At 75.4% G+C, this 951-nt stretch carries 1 protein-coding gene and 1 pseudogene; both read left to right on the top strand.

All coding sequences use genetic code 11. The features are described 5' to 3' along the window. Positions 1-227, top strand: a pseudogene (locus L2I40_RS23750) (sugar transferase); the annotation flags it as partial. A 140-nt stretch (positions 228-367) separates the two neighbouring features. After that, positions 368-951: DegT/DnrJ/EryC1/StrS family aminotransferase (locus L2I40_RS23745; RefSeq protein WP_237217810.1), on the top strand; the 584-nt coding region annotated here is incomplete at its 3' end.

Genomic DNA, 951 nt, shown 5'->3' with positions numbered 1-951 from the left:
TGCGCGTGCGGCCCGGCGTCGCGGGCCCCGGCGTGGCGGCGGGGCGCAACGCGGTGGACTGGCCGGAGCGGCTGGAGCGCGACGCGCGCTATGTCGAGGCGGGTGTCACCTTCGCGGGCGACCTGCGCCTGCTGGCGGGCACGCTGCGCGTCTGGCTGGGCGGCCGCGGCGCGCAGGCGCCGGGCCATGCGACGATGCCGCCGTTCGGCGGCGGAGATTGCGCGTGAGGCGCGCCGCGCGCGTCGTCAGTGACTGTTCCGTCAGCGATTGTGAACAAGCACTTGTTTTCACGTGGCTTGACGCCCCTTTCACGTCCTCGACACGCGCGCTTGTCGCATGGTGGCATTGTCAACAAGGGCGCCTCGACGTGTCCGTCCAATTCGCGCCAACCCCTGAGGCGCTGCGCGCCGTTTCGATCCTGCCTTTCCCCGGGCGCGCGGTCGAACGCCTGCACCTGTCGCCGCCAAGCCTCACCGGGTGCGAACTGGACAGCCTGCGCGCGACGCTCGAGGCCGGATGGCTCGCGCCCGCCGGCCCCGCGCCGGCAGCGTTCGAGGCGGCGGTGGCGGAGGCGACGGGATTCGGCGCCGTGCTCGCCACCGCGTCCGGCACGGCGGCGCTGCATCTCGGCTATCGCGTGCTCGGCGTGGCGCCGGGCGACGAGGTCTGGGCGCCGAGCGCGACCTTCGTCGCGACCGTCGCGCCGGCCGTGCAGATGGGCGCGGTGCCGCGCTTTCTCGACGCGACCGGCCCCGGCTTCACGCTCGAGGCAGGGCTGGTGGCGGAGGAGCTGGCGCGGGCCGCGCGCCGCGGGCGGCTGCCGCGCGTGGTGGTGCCGGTGGATCTCTACGGGCAATGCGCCGACCTGCCGGCGATCGTCGAGGCCTGCGGCCGCTGGGGCGTGCCGGTGATGAGCGACAGCGCGGCGGCGATGGGCGCGGCGGGCCGCCA

The organism is Falsiroseomonas oryziterrae (assembly GCF_021864505.1).
Classification (GTDB): Bacteria; Pseudomonadota; Alphaproteobacteria; order Acetobacterales; family Acetobacteraceae; genus Falsiroseomonas; species Falsiroseomonas oryziterrae.
The sequence above is the reverse complement of the archived record's forward strand: the minus strand, read 5'-3'. Positions and strand labels throughout refer to the sequence as shown.